This window comes from Curtobacterium sp. AB7, assembly GCF_044909335.1.
Classification (GTDB): Bacteria; Actinomycetota; Actinomycetes; order Actinomycetales; family Microbacteriaceae; genus Curtobacterium.
Window position 1 is genome coordinate 59,108 of the sequence record NZ_JBIYED010000002.1, and the last position, 15,424, is coordinate 74,531.

A 15,424-nucleotide genomic window follows, 5' to 3' on the forward strand; every position below is an offset into this window, starting at 1 on the left:
CGCACGGTCTCGCGTGCACCGCTCGGGCGCACGGTCTCGCGTGCACCGCTCGGGCGCACGAGAACGCGGGCGAGGGAAGCCCCTCGCCCGCGTTCGTCGGGTCAGGACTGGGTCTTGACCTTGATCGAGCCGTCGATGATGCCGGCCTTGATGTCGTCCAGTTCGCCCTGCAGGCCCTTGTCGACCTTGGACTCGTAGTCGTGGAACGGCGCGATGCCGACGCCCTCGTTCTCGAGCGTGCCCACGTACGGGGTCTTCGAGAACTTCTTGTCGGCCGCCTGCTCGACGACGTCCTTCACGGCCGGCCGCATGCCCTTCTCGACCGAGGTGAACGCGATGTCCTTGTAGCGCGGGTCGGCCTCGTAGAGGTCGCTGTCCGCACCGATGAGGACGGAGCCGTTGTCGGCGTCCTTGATCGCCTCGGCCGCCGACTGGTAGATCGGGCCACCGACGGGCAGGATCACGTCGGCGTCCTGGTCGAGGAGCGTCTGCGCGACCGACTTGGCCTGCGTGCCGGCCTCGAAGCCACCGGTGAAGGAACCCTTGCCGGTGTCGACGTTCCAGCCGACGACCTTGACGTCCTTGTCCTTCTGCTCGTTGTAGTACTTCACGCCGTCCGCGAAGCCGTCCATGAAGATGGTGACGGTCGGGATCTGCATGCCACCGAAGGTGCCGACGACGCCGGTCTTCGAGTAGGACGCCGCTGCGTAGCCGGCGAGGAACGCGGCCTGCGAGGTGTCGAACGTGATCGGCTTGACGTTCTTCGCGTCGATCGAGCTGTCGTCGATGATCGCGAATTCGGTGTCGGGGTTCGCCGCGGCCTGCTTCTTCGTGGCGTCGGCGAGGTTGAAGCCGACGGTCACGACGAGGTTGCAGTTCTGGCCGATGAGCTGCTGGATGTTCGAGTCGTAGACGGTGGCGTCCTTCGACTCGGCTTCCTTGTAGGTGGCACCGAGGTCCTTGGCGGCGTCCTTCATGCCCTCGTAGCCGAGCTGGTTGAACGACTTGTCGTCGAAGCCACCGGCGTCGGAGACCATGCAGGGGCGGAAGTCGGTCTTCTTGGCGGTTGTCGTGTCGGACGGCGCCGAGGCGCAGCCTGCGAGGACGGCGGCGGTGCCGAGGAGCGCGAAGCCGCTGAGGACGACGCGTCGGGTACGAGATGTCACGGGTGGGTTCCTCCGGGGAGCGTGCCCAGACCACGTGCGTTCCGGGCGATCGTGGCGACAGTACACGACCGCCCGGCCGGTACAGGACCCGTTCTGAGCACCGGAAGGATCAGTTACGGGATCGCGACCGCGCCGAAACGCGCCCGTAACGCGGGGTCACGCTCGGACCCCCAGTTCGAGGGGTTTGTCGGTGGAGCGCTACAGGACGTCGCCGCGGCCGCTGATCTTGAGCGCATCCACGACACCCTTGACCCGCTGCGCGTTCGCGCTGGTGGTCACGAGGAGCGCGTCGGGGGTGTCCACGACGACGATGTCCTCGACCCCGATGAGCGAGATGAGCCGCTGGCTGTGCGAGATCACGATGCCGCTCGACGAGTCGGCCAGGATCCGGGCGCCGTCACCGAGCACGGCGAGGTTGTTCGGGCGACCGCCGGACTGCAGCTTGGCGAGCGAGGCGAAGTCGCCGACGTCGTCCCAGTCGAAGTCGCCGGGGACGACCGCCATGCGGCCCGCCGCGGCGGCCGGCTCGGCGACGGTGTAGTCGATCGCGATCTTCTCGAGCGTGGGCCACACCGCGTCGACGACCGCACCGCGGGCCGAGGTGTCCCAGGCGTCCGCGAGCTCGTCGATGCCGGCCAGCAGCGTCGGGTTGTTCCGGCCGATCTCCTCGAGCAGCACGTCGGCGCGGGCGATGAACATGCCTGCGTTCCACAGGTAGGTGCCCTGTTCGACGTAGGAGCGTGCGGTGTCCAGGTCGGGCTTCTCGACGAACGACCGGACTGCGTGCGCGGTCGGTGCACCCTCGATGTCCAGGGTGTCGCCGTGCGCGTGGATGTACCCGAAGCCGATCGCGGGCTCGGTCGGCGTGATGCCGATGGTGGTGACGTACCCGGCACGGGCGACGGCGACGGCCTCGCGCACGGAACGGCGGAAGCCGCGGGCGTCACCGATGACGTGGTCGGCGGCGAAGGAGCCGATGACGACGTCGGGTTCGCGGCGCACGAGGATCGCCGCGGCGAGGCCGATGGCCGCCGTGGAGTCCTTCGGCTCGCTCTCGAGCACCACGTTGTGGTCCTCGACCCCCGGCAGCTGTGACTCGACGGCGACGCGGTGCGCGCGTCCGGTCACGACCATGATCCGCTGCTCGCCCGCGAGCGGGGCGAGCCGGTCCCAGGTCTGCCGGAGCAGCGAGGTGCCGGAGCCGGTCAGGTCGTGCAGGAACTTGGGTGCGTCCGCGCGCGACAGCGGCCACAGTCGCGATCCGATGCCCCCTGCGGGGATGATCGCGTAGAAGTCTTCGAGAGCGTCAGCCACGCGCTCACCGTACCGGTCCTGCCGCGCGGATCCTGGGTGGTCTCCGCACGATTTCCCGCATGCGGGCTCCCGCACGTCGTTGTTCACCCGTCGCCTCCGCCCCGTTCACGTCGTCGGCCCCGCGGGGTCACGTGGCGCCCGGAGCATGGGCAACACCATGAGCGCACGCAGCGTGGAGCGCGGCACGTCCCCCCGGACCGTCGCCGTCGTGACCGAGAGCTTCCTGCCCACCGTCAACGGCGTGACCACCAGCGTCCTGGCGGTCCTCGACCACCTGGAACGCCGTGGCCACCGCGCGGTCGTGATCGCACCGGACACCCCGGGGCTCGCGCAGTTCCGGTCGCGCAGCAGTGTCGAGCGCTACCGCTCCTTCGACGTGCACCGGATCCCCGCCGTCGCGTACCGGCAGTTCCCGGTCGCGCTCCCCCACCCCGTCCTCGACACGATCCTCGCCGCCTCCGGCGCCGACGTGCTCCACGCCGCGAGTCCGTTCCTGTTGGGTGGGCGCGCGATCACGGCAGCCGGGAGGCTCGGCATCCCCTCCGTCGCCGTCTTCCAGACCGACGTGGCCGGTTTCGCCCGCCGCAACGGCTTGACGGCGACCGTCCCGTTGGTCCGTAGGATCCTCGGCCGCATCCACGCCGGCGCCTCGCTGACGCTCGCGCCGTCGAGCGCCACGGCCGCGATGCTCGCCGAGGACGGGGTCCCCCGCGTCGCACGCTGGGGACGCGGGGTCGACACCCAGCTCTTCCACCCGGCCCGGCGGGAGTCCGCCCACGTCCGGGCGCTCCGACGCCGGATCGCACCGCACGGCGAGACGATCGTCGGCTACGTCGGGCGGCTGGCCCCGGAGAAGGAGATCGAACGGCTCGCCGAGCTCGGCGGGATCCCCGGCATCCGCGTCGTCGTCGCCGGCGGCGGGCCGTCCCGGGCGCTGCTCGAGCGACGACTGCGGCACCTCGACGTCACCTTCACCGGACCGCTCCGCGGCGACGCCCTCGCCGACGCGTACGCCTCGCTCGACCTCTTCGTGCACACCGGTCCGGCCGAGACCTTCGGGCAGACCCTCCAGGAAGCGCACGCCTCGGGGCTCCCGGTGATCGCACCGGCGTCGGGTGGTCCGCTCGACCTCGTCGCTCCCGGACTCGACGGCGAGCTCTACGACGCCGACGCACCGCAGGCCCTGCGACAGGCGGTCCTGCGGCTCCACCACGACCGTGCACTCGCGGAACGGATGGGATCGGCGGGCCGTCTCCGGGTCGAGGGCACCACGTGGGAGGCCGTCGGCGACCAGCTCCTCGAGCACCACGACACGGCCAGGAACATCGGCGCGCCGCCCGTGGGTCGGGGCCTGCGGGCCGGTCGGGACGAGAAGGTCAGCACCCGCGCATAGGATGGGTCGTGTTCCACACGAACACGAACGGCAAGGGCTCGCCGATCGGGCGAGCCCGTCCTATGGAAGGACGAGCTCATGGCTGAGCCCACCGGCGGCGGTACGGCGACCGCCGTCCCCGAAGTCACGATCGAGGCGCCCCGCGCCTCTCGGAAACTCGAGGGCACGCTGTACCGCGGATCGACCGGCATGTGGTCGTGGGTCCTGCACCGGATCACCGGTGTCGCGATCTACTTCTTCCTGCTCGTGCACATCCTCGACACGGCACTGGTGCGCCTCTCACCCGAGGCGTACAACGCGGTCATCGGCACGTACAAGACCCCGATCATGAACCTCGGCGAGATCGCCCTGGTGATGGCCATCGTGTTCCACGCGTTCAACGGGCTCCGGATCATCCTCGTCGACTTCTGGTCCAAGGGACCGAAGTACCAGCGGGCCATGTTCTGGGTCGTCATCGTCCTGTGGGCGATCGCGATCGCGGGCTTCCTGCCCCGCCAGCTCATGAACCTCTTCGCGGACTTCAACTAGAGGGGCACCTGATGACCACGCAGATCGTCGAACCTCCCCGTTCCGCCTCGGCCGCCCGCCGCTCCACCAACTGGGAGAAGTGGGGCTGGATCTACATGCGCGGCTCGGGCGTCCTGCTCGTCGTGCTGATCTTCGGCCACCTCTTCGTCAACATGGTGGCGGGCGAGGGCGTCAAGCAGATCGACTTCGCCTTCGTCGCCGGCAAGTGGGCCAACCCGTTCTGGCAGGTGTGGGACTCCCTCATGCTCGTCCTCGCGCTGATCCACGGCTCGAACGGCATGCGCACGATCGTCAACGACTACGTGTCGAAGCCGGGCATCCGGAAGACGCTCCTCGCCGCGATCCTCATCGCGTGCGTCGTGCTGATCGTCCTCGGCCTGCTCGTCTGCTGGACGTTCGACCCGTGCCCCGCCGGCGCAGCCGCCGCGGACCTGCCCTCCTTCTGCCCGGCGCAGTAGCACCATCCCCGCTGCCGACCGCCTTCCCACCGTCTACGGAAAGACCCCTGTGACCGAGACCACCGTGCACCACCACCAGTTCGACATCGTCATCATCGGCGCAGGAGGCGCGGGCATGCGTGCCGCGATCGAGGCCGGCCCGAAGGCGAAGACGGCCGTCATCTCGAAGCTCTACCCGACCCGCTCGCACACCGGTGCAGCGCAGGGCGGGATGGCCGCGGCCCTCGCGAACGTCGAAGAGGACTCGTGGGAGTGGCACACCTTCGACACGATCAAGGGCGGCGACTACCTGGTCGACCAGGACGCCGCCGAGATCCTGGCGAAGGAGGCCATCGACGCCGTCATCGACCTCGAGAACATGGGCCTGCCGTTCAACCGCACGCCCGAGGGCAAGATCGACCAGCGTCGCTTCGGCGGCCACACCCGCGATCACGGCAAGTCGCCGGTCCGCCGAGCCTGCTACGCGGCCGACCGCACCGGCCACATGATCCTGCAGACGCTGTTCCAGAACTGCGTCAAGCTCGGCGTCGAGTTCTACAACGAGTTCTACGCGCTCGACCTCATCATGGTCGACGTCGTGGGCGAGGACGGCGTCACGCGCAAGCAGCCGGCCGGCGTCGTCGCGTTCGAGCTGGCCACGGGTGAGCTGCACGTCTTCCACGCCAAGGCGATGATCTTCGCGACCGGCGGCTTCGGCAAGATGTACAAGACCACGTCGAACGCGCACACCCTGACCGGCGACGGCGTCGGCATCGTGTGGCGAACGGGCCTGCCGCTCGAGGACATGGAGTTCTTCCAGTTCCACCCGACCGGGCTCGCCGGCCTCGGCATCCTGCTGACCGAGGGTGCTCGCGGCGAGGGTGCGATCCTGCGCAACGCGTCGGGTGAGCGCTTCATGGAGCGCTACGCCCCCACCATCAAGGACCTCGCCCCGCGCGACATCGTCGCCCGGTGCATGGTGCAAGAGGTGGCAGAGGGCCGCGGTGCCGGCCCGAACAAGGACTACGTCCTGCTCGACTGCACGCACCTCGGTGCCGAGGTCCTCGAGACCAAGCTCCCGGACATCACGGAGTTCGCCCGCACCTACCTCGGCGTCGACCCCGTCGTCGAGCCGGTGCCGGTCATGCCGACCGCGCACTACGCGATGGGTGGCATCCCGACGAACACCGATGCAGAGGTGCTCTACGACAACACCACCGTCGTGCCCGGCCTCTACGCCGCCGGCGAGTGCGCGTGCGTCTCGGTGCACGGCTCGAACCGTCTCGGCACGAACTCGCTCCTCGACATCAACGTGTTCGGCAAGCGCTCGGGCAACAACGCCGCCGAGTGGGTCAAGACCGCCGAGTTCCTCCCGCTGCCCGAAGACCCCGCGGCCGGCGTCCGGGCCATGCTCGACCAGCTGCGCGCCTCGACCGGCACCGAGCGCATCGCCGTCCTGCGCAAGGAGCTGCAGGACGAGATGGACAAGAACGCCCAGGTGTTCCGCACCGACGAGTCCCTCGCCCGCGTCACCGAGACCATCCACACGCTCCGGAACCGCTTCATGCAGGTCTCGGTGCAGGACAAGGGCAAGCGGTTCAACACCGACCTGCTCGAGGCCGTCGAGCTCGGGTTCCTGCTCGACCTGGCCGAGGTGGTCGTCTACTCGGCCCGCAACCGCAAGGAGAGCCGCGGCGGCCACATGCGCGACGACTACCCGAAGCGCGACGACGAGAACTACATGCAGCACACGATGGCGTACCTGACGGGCGACCCGCACTCGTCACTCGCCGACGACCACATCACGCTGGACTGGAAGCCGGTCGTCGTGACCCGGTACCAGCCGATGGAGAGGAAGTACTGAGATGACCGACACCCTGGTCTCCGACGCACCCCGGACCGACACCGCCGACGCGCCTCCCGGGTCCTTCTCCGTCACGCTCATCATCCGGCGCTTCGACCCTGACGTCGACGACGAGCCGCGCTGGCAGGACTTCGACGTCATGATGCTGCCGACCGACCGCATCCTCGACGCCCTGCACAAGATCAAGTGGGACCAGGACGGCTCCCTGACGTTCCGACGCTCCTGCGCCCACGGTGTCTGCGGCTCGGACGCGATGCGCATCAACGGCCGGAACCGCCTGGCGTGCAAGACGCTGATCAAGGACCTCGACGTCTCCAAGCCGATCTACGTCGAGGCGATCAAGGGCCTGCCGCTCGAGAAGGACCTCGTCGTCGACATGGAGCCCTTCTTCAAGTCCTTCCGCGAGGTCCAGCCGTTCCTGCAGCCGAAGACGGCACCCACCCCGGGCAAGGAGCGCATCCAGTCCGTGGCCGACCGCGCACGCTTCGACGACACCACGAAGTGCATCCTCTGCGCCGCGTGCACCTCGTCGTGCCCGGTGTTCTGGACCGACGGGCAGTACTTCGGCCCGGCCGCGATCGTGAACGCGCACCGCTTCATCTTCGACTCGCGTGACGATGCCGCCGAGGTCCGCCTCGACATCCTCAACGACAAGGAAGGGGTCTGGCGCTGCCGCACCACCTTCAACTGCACCGACGCCTGCCCCCGTGGCATCCAGGTGACGAAGGCGATCTCCGAGGTCAAGCAGGCCGTCATGCGGGGCCGCGCCTGACACTCGGGGTCGTCCAAGACTCGACATCGACTCCACCGATAGGCTCCGCTCCATGACGTTCGCGGCCACCCGCCCCATCCTCGACCAGCTCGGCTACACGATCCGCTACGTGCAGCTCCCCGGAGAGACCCTGCACGAGCCGCCGGTCGAGGGCGCGCTCCGCGTGGTCCCGGCCGAGGCGTCCGACGAGTTCGCGCTCGAGGTCGTCGACTACGGCACGGCCCGTCGCCTCGCCACCGCGCGCGGCGAGGAGGACGCGGTCGAGATGCTCCGTCGGTTCCTGAACCGGCCGTTCCCGGCTCCGCGCGACATCGCCCGGCACGAGCTCGACGGGCTCCGTGACCGTGCGGCGTCGACGTACCCGCAGCTGGCGCAGCAGGTGTCACAGGCCGGCGAACAGGGGCTGACCATCCAGATCCCCGCGGGCGTCCCCGTCGACCGCATCGGTGGTCCGGACGGCTACCTGCTGCACCCGCTCGACACCCCGCTGCCGAGCCGGTCGCTGCCGCCGCGCGTCGCCGGTGTCCCGGAGACCCACCGCTACCTGGTCGAGCGCCCGTTCATGGTGAACGTCCGCTTCGTGCAGCCGTGGTTCGAGCAGCCGGGCGGTGCGCTCCGCTTCCAGATCGCCGACCCGACGGTCACCGTGCGCGACCTCGTCGTCGACGGTGCACTGGCTCGACTCCGCGTGGTCTGACACCTCGCACGACGCAGATCGGCCCGCACCGCGCATTCGCGCAGTGCGGGCCGATCGCCGTTGTGCGGCGTTACGCCTGGTCGGGACGGTCGTACTGCGCACCGGCCGGGTTCGGCGGCAGGCAGCCGAACACGATCGCGGCGATGCCGACGAACATCCCGATGAGCCAGAGCGGACCGGCGAGGTTCGCGTCGTGCACGCGGCGCCACCCCAGTGCGATGTTCGGGATGAGGGTCGCGAGCCACCAGAGGCCGTACAGGACGAGCAGGATGAAGATCCAGGCCGGGGGCGAGCCCTCGCTGTGCGTGTAGCCGTACTCGTCGGTGGTGGACGTCGAGGCGCTCCACGAGATGATGCCGGCGATGAACCCGCCGTACAGAACGAGGGTCACGATAGCGTTCGCCAGGATCCAGTACCAGTACTCACTGCGGCTGGCGCGCCCGTCGAACCTGGCGTACTTCTTGAAGAAGCGCGTGAAGGCGTCGAGGAACCCGGCACCGTAGAAGGGTGCCCACAGCGGCGGCGCTCCGTCGGGCCCGACCGGGATCGGCGGACCGGCCTGCGGGTACGGGTCGGCGTACTGCTGGCCGTACCCGGGCTGCTGGCCGTACCCGGGCTGCTGCCCGTACCCGGGCTGCTGCCCGTACCCGGGCTGCTGGCCGTACCCGGGCTGCTGCCCGTACGGACCGGGCTGCTGCCCGTACCCCGGCTGCTGGCCGTACCCGGGCTGCTGGCCGTACCCCGGCTGCTGGCCGTACCCCGGCTGCTGCTGCCCAGCATCAGGTTGCCCCGACGGCTGGTCGCCGCCGGGCTGGCCCCACTGCGGTGTGTCGTTGCTCATCGAGCGCCGGTGGGTCGGTCGTAGCGCTGACCCTGCGGGTTCGAGGGCAGCAGGCCGAACACGATGCCGACGATGCCGACGAAGATCGCGATGATCCACAGGGCACCGGGCAGGTTGGCGTCGTGCAGGCGTCGCCAACCGAGGGCGAGCGTCGGGATGATGATCGCGAGACCCCAGAGCAGCGCGAGGATGCCGGCGACCACGAAGAGCGCAGACGGGCTGGTCACCGTCGACTGCACGCTCGCCGAGGTGTCCGTCGACATCGACACCGTCGAGCGCTCCGAGGTGGCGAAACCGATGCCGTACAGGATGCCGAGCACGATGCCGACGATCGCGTTCGCCAGGTACCACCACCAGAACTCACTGCGGCTCGCACGTCCGCTGAAGGTCGCGTACTTCTTGAAGAAGCGTCCGACGGCCTTGCCGAAGGAGATCCCGTACCAGGGGGCCCAGATCGGCGGCTCGCCGTTCGGTCCGGTCGCCGGCTGCTGGCCGTACTGCGGCGTTCCGTTGTACGGGTTCGGCTGGCCGCCCGGCTGCTGGCCGGACGGGTTCTGCGGGTACTGGTCACTCACGGTGTCCCCCTCGATCGTTGGCTGGTAGTCGGGTCCGAGTCAACCAGAACCGTCGCGAGGCCGCCGCTCGTCACCCACGGTGGGGTTCGTCGTACCGCTGCCCCTGCGGGTTCGAGCCCATCAGACCGACGATCAGCGAGAACAGCACGCCGAGTGGCGGGATGATGAAGAGGAAGGCGAAGTACCCGCTCAGGTTCACGTCGTGCAGTCGTCGCACCGTCAGCGCGATGAAACCGAGGGCGCAGGCCAGGGCCCACAACCCACTCAACCCGTTCGACGCGTCGTCGAAGAACGGCAGCACGTCGAAGAACCCGCCGACGATGCCGGTGGCCGCCGAGCCGATGACGTACCAGAGGGCCCAGAACCAGAACTCCGACTGGCTCGCGCGGCCGTCGAACCGGACGTACTTCTTCCAGAACCGCGGGAACGCCTGCACGAACGGGATCCCGTACCAGGGTGCCCACAGCGGGGGCTGGCGCTGACCGGTCGGCTGCTGGCCGTACGGTCCGGGCTGCTGGCCGTACGGTCCGGGCTGCTGGCCGTACGGTCCGGGCTGCTGGCCGTACGGTCCGGGCTGCTGGCCGTACGGGTTGTGCGGCGGGTACTGGTCACTCACTGGTTCGTTCCTTCCGGGGCCGACTGCGATCACCGTCGAGTCTGGCAGCGGCAGCGACCGGACGCGTCCCCCCAGCGGAGGACAGCACAGCGACGGCACAGCGACAGCGCTCCGACCGGCTCAGGGCAGCAGTGCCAGCTTGCCGCCGGGGTGCCCGGACTCCAGCAACTCCGCGGCCGCCTTCGCCTCGGCGAGCGGGAACGTCCGCGCCACCGGGACCTCGAGCTGTCCGGCCCCGGCCAGGTCGATCAGTCGCTGCCGGACCGAGTCGCGGAACGCCTTGCTCGCGGGCTGCGCCCCACCGACGGCGGCGAACCCCGCCTCGGCGGCACGCGCCTGCGCGGCGATCGTGACGATCCGGTCGCGATCCGCGACCACCGCGAGCGAGACGTCGACGGCCTCGTCGGTACCCACGCAGTCCAGCGCCACGTCGATGCCGGAGGGTGCGAGCGACCGGACCCGTGCCTCCAGGCCGTCGCCGTACGCGACCCACTCGCCACCGAAGCGTCGCACGACGGCCGCACCGTGCTCGGAGGCGGTGCCGATGACGCGCGCGCCGAGCAGGCGGAGCTGCTGCAGCAGGCTGACGCCGACGGCTCCGGAGGCGCCGTGCACCAGCACGGTGTCGCGCCCCGCGGCACGGGTGACGCGCAGCATGTCCGCGGCGGTGGTCCCCGCGAGCAACAGGTTCGCCGCCTCGGGGAAGCCGAGCCCGACGGGCTTGGCGAAGACGTCCGCTGCCGGGACGGTGAGGGACGACGTCCAACCGCCGGCGACCCGGAACGCCAGGACCTCGTCGCCGACCGCTCCCCCGCCGGACGCGATGGTGGTGTCCGGTCCGACCGCGGTGAGCACGCCGGCGACCTCGTAGCCGACGGGCACCGGCAGGTCGGCCGGATCACCCTGCCGCGTGTGCTTCGTGTCGGCGGGGTTCATGCCGGCGGCGCGGACCGCGATGGTGACCTCGCCGGGTCCGGGTGCGGCGACCTCGGTGTCCACGAGCTCGAGGACTTCGCTGCCGCCGAACCGCGGTGCCACCCAGTGCTTTGTCATGCGGCCGACGCTACGCCCCGATCCGCCGACGCCGTCAGTACCCGAATGACTGACGGCGCCGGCTCTCTCACCCGTCAGTGGTCCTCCAACGGGAGTCGACGTCGTGTACGGGAGGTTCGTGCACGGAGCACCATCACGGCGATGCCGCCGAGCAGCATCACGCCGGCCGCGGTGAGCGGGATCGTCGGATCGCTGCCGGTGAAGGCCAGTTCGGTCGTGCCGCCACCGTTGTCGCCGCCGACCACCGGGACCGCGGGAGCCGTCGAGGCCGGACCGGTGGGCACCGGGGCCGAAGCGGTCGGGGTCGGCGTCGCGGTGGGCGCCGGCGCGCGGACGGTCACGACGTAGGTCTCGGTGTCCGGCGGTGCGGTGCCGTTGTCGACCGTGATCGTCACCGTCGTGGTGCCGGGCGTGGTCGGCGTGCCGGAGATGACGCCCGTGTCCGGGTTGATCGTGAGTCCGGGCGGCAGGGTTCCGCCGTCGGAGTACGTGGGTGCCGGGTTGCCGGTCGCGGTGACGGGGAACGAGTACGGCGTGCCGGCGGTGGCGTCGGTCGGGGTGCCCGAGGTGATCGTCGGTGCGACGCTCTCGGACGGCGTTCCCGCAGCCGGGCAGTTCGTCGGCCGGGTGATGGTGTTGTCGTCGAGCGTCACCGCTGCGTTCCGGGCGAGCAGTCGGCCGACGACCGTCGCACCCGTCGTGGCGGTCACGGACTGGTCGGCGAGGACGGTGCCCTGGAACTGTGCGGCACTGCCGATGGTCGCGGAGCTGCCGACCTGCCAGAACACGTTGCACGAACTGGCGCCACCGGTGATGACGATCCTGGTGCCGGACCCGATCGTCAGGGTCGACGCGGCCTGGAACACCCAGACCGAGTCCGCGCTGCCGGCCAGGGTCAGCTGGCCGGTGTTCGCGAGCTGCAGCGTGTCACCGTTGTAGACGCCCGGGCTGAGGCTCAGTCCGTTGAGCTCCTGGAGCCCGGTCTGCGTCGGCGTCAGCGAAGCCGCCACGTTGTACGCGGTCGTGGTGTCCGACTGGGCCTGCGCGGCCGCGGCGTCGGTCTGGTGGACGGTGCCGTTCACGGTCCCGTTGCCGGTGCCGCCGAAGCCGGTGATCGAGGTACCGGGCGAGACGCCGAGGTCACCGTTGACCACGGTCGGCCCGGTGTTCGTCACGGTCTGCGCGCCGAGGACACCGTAGCTCGCCGCGGTCCCGAGACCGACGGGGCCGTCGATGATGGTGGCGGCGGACGCGGCCGAGGAGGCGCCGAGGGCAAGCGCCGCGGCGAGCCCGAGCCCGGTGCTGGCGACGATGAGCGGACGGAGGATGAGGGTTCTGGCCACGACGGCCCCTGCCTGTGATGGCGAAGTGCCGAAAGAGCGTCGGAGACACCCGGCGTTCACCGTGTCCCGAGTGTGTCCGCATCGCATGTGTTCCGGGGTCCTGAATCCCAGGTTCACCCGGATCAGCCGATACCGGACAGAACCGGTCCGTCCTGGTCGACGACGGCCGTTCGGTATCGTCCTCTCATGCCGCGCGCCGCGATCGTCGTCAATCCCGTCAAGGTCGACCTGCGGGTCCTCCGCAACACCGTCACGGCCGAGGAGGCGCGGAACGGCTGGGGTCCCACGACGTGGTTCGAGACCGCGGCGTCCGACGACGGCCGCGCCGCCGCGCTCGATGCGCTCGCCACCGCGCCGGACGTCGTCCTCGTCGTCGGCGGCGACGGCACGCTGCGGGTCGCGGCCGAGGTGCTGCACGGCTCCGGCGTGCCACTGGCCGTGCTCCCCGTCGGCACCGGGAACCTGTACGCCCGGAACCTGCGCATCCCGCTGAACGACGTCGCCGGCTCGGTCCGAGCCGCCTTCAGCGGGACCGATCGGCCGGTCGACCTCGCGTTCGCCGAGCTCACCGACCCGCAGGGCACGACAACGCGCCACGCCTTCCTGGTGATGGCGGGCATCGGCCTCGACGCGAACATGGCGGCCAACACCAACGCACGGCTCAAGAAGCGGTTCGGCTGGCTCGCGTACTCCGACCCGATCATGCGGTCCGTGATCGGCAACCGGCAGATCGACCTGCGGTACCGACTCGACGACGGTGACACCCGGACGATGCGGGCGCACACCGTCATCGTCGGGAACTGCGGCACCCTGACCGCCGGCGTCCTGCTACTGCCCGCCGCGAAGCCGGACGACGGGGTGCTCGACGCGGTCGCGTTCCGCCCCGGTCGGACGGTCGGCTGGGCCGGCGTCGGCTACGGCCTGTCGCTGAACCGCTTCTTCCACCGGACCGGGTTCGGCCGGTTCCTGTCGTGGCTCATCCCGGCCACCCGGACGCTGCGGTACACGAGCGCACGGGTCCTCGACCTCGAGCTGGACCAGCCCGAGCAGGTCCAGCTCGACGGCGACCCGTTCGGAACCGTGGTGGCGGTGCGGCTGACGGTGGACCACGGCGGACTCACCATCCGGGTGGGGCCGTCGCGGTGACCACGTGATGACGGGAGGCCCGGTGCCAGCTGGCACCGGGCCTCCCGTCATCACTGGGCCGTGTCGAGAGCGTCAGCCGCGCGCGGTACGCACGCGATCTGCGAACGCCGCGTGCAGCGGGTGCTCCGCGGCCAGGCCGGTGATCTGCGTCACCACGTCGGCATCGGACGCGTCCGAGGCCAGGAGCGCCTGCAGCTCGACGCTCTGCTCGTCTTCGGCGACGTCGAAGCGGAGCGCCGCGCCCATCGCGTCGAGCAGCGCGGTCGGCTCGGTGCCGTCCTCGGCCAGCGCCGCGGCGGGCGAGACGAAGCGCTCGTCGCGCGACAGCTTGCGGAGCGGCTGCCGGCCGACGCGCGTCACCGTGTCGGGCAGGTGGGGGTTCTCGAACCGGGCGATGATCGCCTGGACGTAGGCGCGGTGCACCTCGGGGTCCAGTTCGTGCCGGCGGACGAGCAGGTCGCTCGTCTCGGCGAGGACGGACTCGAGCTCGGAGCGCACGGCGGGGATCGCGATGGCGTCGGAGATCTTGTCGGCCCCGGCGACGAAGCCGTGGTACGCGACGGTGGCGTGCCCGGTGTTCACCGTGAAGAGCTTCCGCTCGATCGAGGCAGCGAGGCCGTCGACGTAGTGCGCGCCGGGGATCTCCGGCTCGTCCCCACCGAACGGTGTGCGGTCGATGGCCCACTCGAAGTAGGTCTCGACGGTGACGTCGAGGCCGGCGCCCTCGGGCTGGGCCGGCACGATGCGGTCGACGGCGGTGTTCGCGAACACGGCCTTCGCGAGCGCCGCGTCACGGCCCTCGGCCGGGAGCGCGTCGACGATGAACTCGCGCAGACGGTCCGTGGCGTTCAGCGCGTTCTCGCACGCCATCACGGCGATGGGCGCCGCGTCCGCGTCGCGCTGCTGGAGCGCTCGCGCGATCACCGGGGCGATGAACTTCAGGACGTTCGGGCCCACCGCGCAGGTGACGATCGCGGCAGCGGCGATCTCGGCGACGACGCCGTCCTCGCCCTGCGCGCTGTTCAGGGCACGGAAGTTCGTGACCTCGTGGTCCTCGGCGCCGGTGCCGACCTCGTGCACGGTGTACGAGTCGGCGGCGGCGAGGGCGTCGATGAGCGGCGCGGCGACGTCGGCGAAGACGACCTCGTAGCCCGCTTCGTGCAGGAGCAGGCCGACGAAGCCGCGGCCGATGTTGCCGGCACCGAAGTGGACGGCGGTGCCCCGGTCGGTGGTGCTCACTCGTTGACCTCGCCGAGGATCGACAGGATCGCGCTGGTGTCGGCCGCGTCGGTGAGCTTCTGGACCTCGTCCTCGTCGGAGAACACGATCGCGATCTTGGACAGGATGTCGAGGTGCTCGTTGTTCACGCCGGCGATGCCGACGACGAAACGCACGGGGTTGCCGTCCCAGTCGATCGGGCTGGCGTAGCGGATGAACGACAGCGCAGAGGACTTGATGGCGTCCTTCGCGTCGTTCGTACCGTGCGGGATGGCGAGGAAGTTGCCCATGTAGGTGGACACGCTCTTCTCACGCTCGAGCATCGCCGGGTAGTAGTCCGAGGTGACCGCGCCCGCAGCCTCGAGGATCTCGGCCGCTTCCTTCATCGCCTCCGACTTGGTCGGCGCGGTGTCCTCGGTGTGGATCCGGATCTGGCTCTCCTGCAGGACGGGCATCGTGGT

The 15,424-nt window shown here is 70.2% G+C and carries 16 protein-coding genes; 7 read left to right on the plus strand and 9 right to left on the minus strand.

Annotated features, from left to right (window positions below):
* Positions 1–101 precede the first annotated feature (101 nt).
* Both ABH929_RS06165 and ABH929_RS06170 read right to left on the minus strand, forming a co-directional pair.
* On the minus strand, positions 102–1,166 hold the full coding sequence (locus tag ABH929_RS06165) for a BMP family protein (protein WP_205462722.1): 1,065 nt from the start codon (positions 1,164–1,166) through the stop codon (positions 102–104).
* A gap of 198 nt (positions 1,167–1,364) precedes the next feature.
* Entirely contained in the window at positions 1,365–2,480 is a 1,116-nt protein-coding gene (locus ABH929_RS06170) for a mannose-1-phosphate guanylyltransferase (protein WP_404560502.1), read from the minus strand.
* Between the two features lie 157 nt (positions 2,481–2,637).
* Between ABH929_RS06170 and ABH929_RS06175 the strand changes: the two genes are divergently transcribed.
* From ABH929_RS06175 to ABH929_RS06200, 6 genes are all read left to right on the plus strand, one after another.
* The gene (locus ABH929_RS06175) at positions 2,638–3,873 is read left to right on the plus strand and encodes a glycosyltransferase family 4 protein (RefSeq protein WP_404560503.1); all 1,236 of its coding nucleotides are present in this window, start codon (positions 2,638–2,640) and stop codon (positions 3,871–3,873) included.
* A 78-nt stretch (positions 3,874–3,951) separates the two neighbouring features.
* Complete coding sequence (gene sdhC, locus ABH929_RS06180; RefSeq protein WP_123292180.1) at positions 3,952–4,401, plus strand: succinate dehydrogenase, cytochrome b556 subunit; 450 nt, start codon at positions 3,952–3,954, stop codon at positions 4,399–4,401.
* 11 nt (positions 4,402–4,412) lie between these two features.
* On the plus strand, positions 4,413–4,859 hold the full coding sequence (sdhD, locus tag ABH929_RS06185; RefSeq protein WP_111086628.1) for a succinate dehydrogenase, hydrophobic membrane anchor protein: 447 nt from the start codon (positions 4,413–4,415) through the stop codon (positions 4,857–4,859).
* A gap of 49 nt (positions 4,860–4,908) precedes the next feature.
* Positions 4,909–6,702, plus strand: a complete 1,794-nt coding sequence (sdhA, locus tag ABH929_RS06190; RefSeq protein WP_404560504.1) for a succinate dehydrogenase flavoprotein subunit — start codon at positions 4,909–4,911, stop codon at positions 6,700–6,702.
* Position 6,703: 1 nt separating this feature from the next.
* The gene (locus tag ABH929_RS06195) at positions 6,704–7,474 is read left to right on the plus strand and encodes a succinate dehydrogenase iron-sulfur subunit (protein WP_404560505.1); all 771 of its coding nucleotides are present in this window, start codon (positions 6,704–6,706) and stop codon (positions 7,472–7,474) included.
* Positions 7,475–7,526: 52 nt separating this feature from the next.
* Positions 7,527–8,171, plus strand: coding sequence for a TNT domain-containing protein (locus ABH929_RS06200; protein ID WP_404560506.1), 645 nt, complete (start codon positions 7,527–7,529; stop codon positions 8,169–8,171).
* A 70-nt stretch (positions 8,172–8,241) separates the two neighbouring features.
* Here the strand turns inward: ABH929_RS06200 and ABH929_RS06205 are convergent, their stop codons facing one another.
* From ABH929_RS06205 to ABH929_RS06225, 5 genes are all read right to left on the minus strand, one after another.
* Positions 8,242–9,012 (minus strand): DUF805 domain-containing protein, encoded by a 771-nt coding sequence (locus ABH929_RS06205; protein ID WP_404560507.1) that lies wholly within the window; start codon positions 9,010–9,012, stop codon positions 8,242–8,244.
* Positions 9,009–9,587 (minus strand): DUF805 domain-containing protein, encoded by a 579-nt coding sequence (locus ABH929_RS06210; RefSeq protein ID WP_404560508.1) that lies wholly within the window; start codon positions 9,585–9,587, stop codon positions 9,009–9,011. The genes ABH929_RS06205 and ABH929_RS06210 overlap by 4 nt, the downstream gene beginning before the upstream one ends.
* A gap of 70 nt (positions 9,588–9,657) precedes the next feature.
* On the minus strand, positions 9,658–10,203 hold the full coding sequence (locus tag ABH929_RS06215) for a DUF805 domain-containing protein (protein ID WP_404560509.1): 546 nt from the start codon (positions 10,201–10,203) through the stop codon (positions 9,658–9,660).
* Positions 10,204–10,323: 120 nt separating this feature from the next.
* Positions 10,324–11,256 carry an NADP-dependent oxidoreductase gene (locus ABH929_RS06220; protein WP_404560510.1) on the minus strand — a complete coding sequence of 311 codons (933 nt, stop codon included), beginning with the start codon at positions 11,254–11,256 and terminating at the stop codon, positions 10,324–10,326.
* Between the two features lie 74 nt (positions 11,257–11,330).
* Positions 11,331–12,599, minus strand: a complete 1,269-nt coding sequence (locus tag ABH929_RS06225) for an ice-binding family protein (RefSeq protein ID WP_404560511.1) — start codon at positions 12,597–12,599, stop codon at positions 11,331–11,333.
* 186 nt (positions 12,600–12,785) lie between these two features.
* Between ABH929_RS06225 and ABH929_RS06230 the strand changes: the two genes are divergently transcribed.
* Positions 12,786–13,745, plus strand: coding sequence for a diacylglycerol kinase family protein (locus tag ABH929_RS06230; RefSeq protein WP_263089889.1), 960 nt, complete (start codon positions 12,786–12,788; stop codon positions 13,743–13,745).
* A 72-nt stretch (positions 13,746–13,817) separates the two neighbouring features.
* Here the strand turns inward: ABH929_RS06230 and ABH929_RS06235 are convergent, their stop codons facing one another.
* Both ABH929_RS06235 and ABH929_RS06240 read right to left on the minus strand, forming a co-directional pair.
* Positions 13,818–14,984: a mannitol-1-phosphate 5-dehydrogenase gene (locus tag ABH929_RS06235; protein ID WP_404560512.1), complete on the minus strand. Its 1,167-nt coding sequence runs from the start codon at positions 14,982–14,984 to the stop codon at positions 13,818–13,820.
* The gene (locus ABH929_RS06240) at positions 14,981–15,418 is read right to left on the minus strand and encodes a PTS sugar transporter subunit IIA (RefSeq protein ID WP_123313772.1); all 438 of its coding nucleotides are present in this window, start codon (positions 15,416–15,418) and stop codon (positions 14,981–14,983) included. Before ABH929_RS06240 ends, ABH929_RS06235 begins: the two co-directional genes overlap by 4 nt.
* Positions 15,419–15,424: the final 6 nt, after the last annotated feature.

Bases quoted from the DNA above. Each gene is read 5' to 3' on its own strand.
- ABH929_RS06175 (WP_404560503.1), top strand. From the start codon at position 2,638: ATGAGCGCACGCAGCGTGGAGCGCGGCACGTCCCCCCGGACCGTCGCC.
- sdhC (WP_123292180.1), top strand. From the start codon at position 3,952: ATGGCTGAGCCCACCGGCGGCGGTACGGCGACCGCCGTCCCCGAAGTC.
- sdhD (WP_111086628.1), top strand. From the start codon at position 4,413: ATGACCACGCAGATCGTCGAACCTCCCCGTTCCGCCTCGGCCGCCCGC.
- ABH929_RS06195 (WP_404560505.1), top strand. From the start codon at position 6,704: ATGACCGACACCCTGGTCTCCGACGCACCCCGGACCGACACCGCCGAC.
- ABH929_RS06200 (WP_404560506.1), top strand. From the start codon at position 7,527: ATGACGTTCGCGGCCACCCGCCCCATCCTCGACCAGCTCGGCTACACG.
- ABH929_RS06205 (WP_404560507.1), bottom strand. From the start codon at position 9,012: ATGAGCAACGACACACCGCAGTGGGGCCAGCCCGGCGGCGACCAGCCG.
- ABH929_RS06220 (WP_404560510.1), bottom strand. From the start codon at position 11,256: ATGACAAAGCACTGGGTGGCACCGCGGTTCGGCGGCAGCGAAGTCCTC.
- ABH929_RS06230 (WP_263089889.1), top strand. From the start codon at position 12,786: ATGCCGCGCGCCGCGATCGTCGTCAATCCCGTCAAGGTCGACCTGCGG.
- ABH929_RS06240 (WP_123313772.1), bottom strand. From the start codon at position 15,418: ATGCCCGTCCTGCAGGAGAGCCAGATCCGGATCCACACCGAGGACACC.